The organism is Myxococcus sp. AM010, assembly GCF_013372585.1.
GTDB lineage: Bacteria > Myxococcota > Myxococcia > Myxococcales > Myxococcaceae > Myxococcus > Myxococcus vastator.
This window is the reverse complement of record NZ_JABXEO010000217.1, coordinates 1-897: the sequence shown is the minus strand read 5'-3', so window position 1 is coordinate 897 and position 897 is coordinate 1. Positions and strand designations below refer to the sequence as shown.

At 67.1% G+C, this 897-nt stretch carries 1 protein-coding gene; it reads left to right on the top strand.

The window, feature by feature from the left end; genetic code table 11:
* Positions 1-897 (top strand): condensation domain-containing protein (locus HV826_RS36380; protein WP_255217607.1); only part of this gene is annotated, 897 nt, incomplete at both ends.

Below are 897 nucleotides of genomic sequence, written 5' to 3'. Positions count from 1 at the left end.
CGCCCGTTCAACCTGGAGGTGGGCCCGCTGCTGAGGGCGACGCTGCTGAGAGAGGGGGAGGAAGCGCACGTGCTGGTGCTGGTGATGCACCACATCGTGTCGGACGGGTGGTCAATGGGCGTGCTGGTGAGGGAGTTGGTGGCGCTGTACGAGGCGTACTCGCAGGGGAGGGAGTCACCGCTTCCGGAGCTGGAGGTGCAGTACGCGGACTACGCGGTGTGGCAGCGAGAGTGGCTGAAGGGGGAGGTGCTGGAAGAGCAGTTGGGGTACTGGAGGAAGCAGCTTGCGGGCGCACCAGTGGCGCTGGAGTTGCCGACGGACAAGGTGAGGCCGGCGGTCCAGACGTACCGAGGGGACACGCGAGGTCTGGAGTGGCCGAAGGGGCTGTGGGAGGGAGTGAAGGGGCTGGCGCAGCGAGAGAATGCGACGCCCTTCATGGTGCTGCTGGCGGCCTTCCAGGTGGTGCTGTCGCGGTACGCGAGGCAGGAGGACGTGAGCGTCGGGACGGCAATAGCGAACCGGACGCGAGCTGAAACGGAGGGGCTGATTGGCTTCTTCGTGAACACGCTGGTGCTGCGGACGAAGGTGTCGCCGACAGCGAGCTTCCGGGAGTTGCTGACGCAGGTGCGCGAAGTGACGCTGGGTGCGTACGCGCACCAGGAAGTGCCCTTCGAGAGGCTGGTGGAGGAACTGCAGCCGGAGCGGGACTTGAGTCGCAGCCCGCTGTTCCAGGTGATGCTGGTGCTGCAGAACGCGCCGGGCGGGGCGGTGAGCCTGCCGGGGCTGAGGCTGGAGGCGGCGGAGTCGTCCGGGAAGACGTCGAAATTTGACGTGACGCTGGGCCTGGGAGAGTCGAGCGCGGGAGGGCTGTCGGGCGCGCTTGAGTTCAACAGCGAC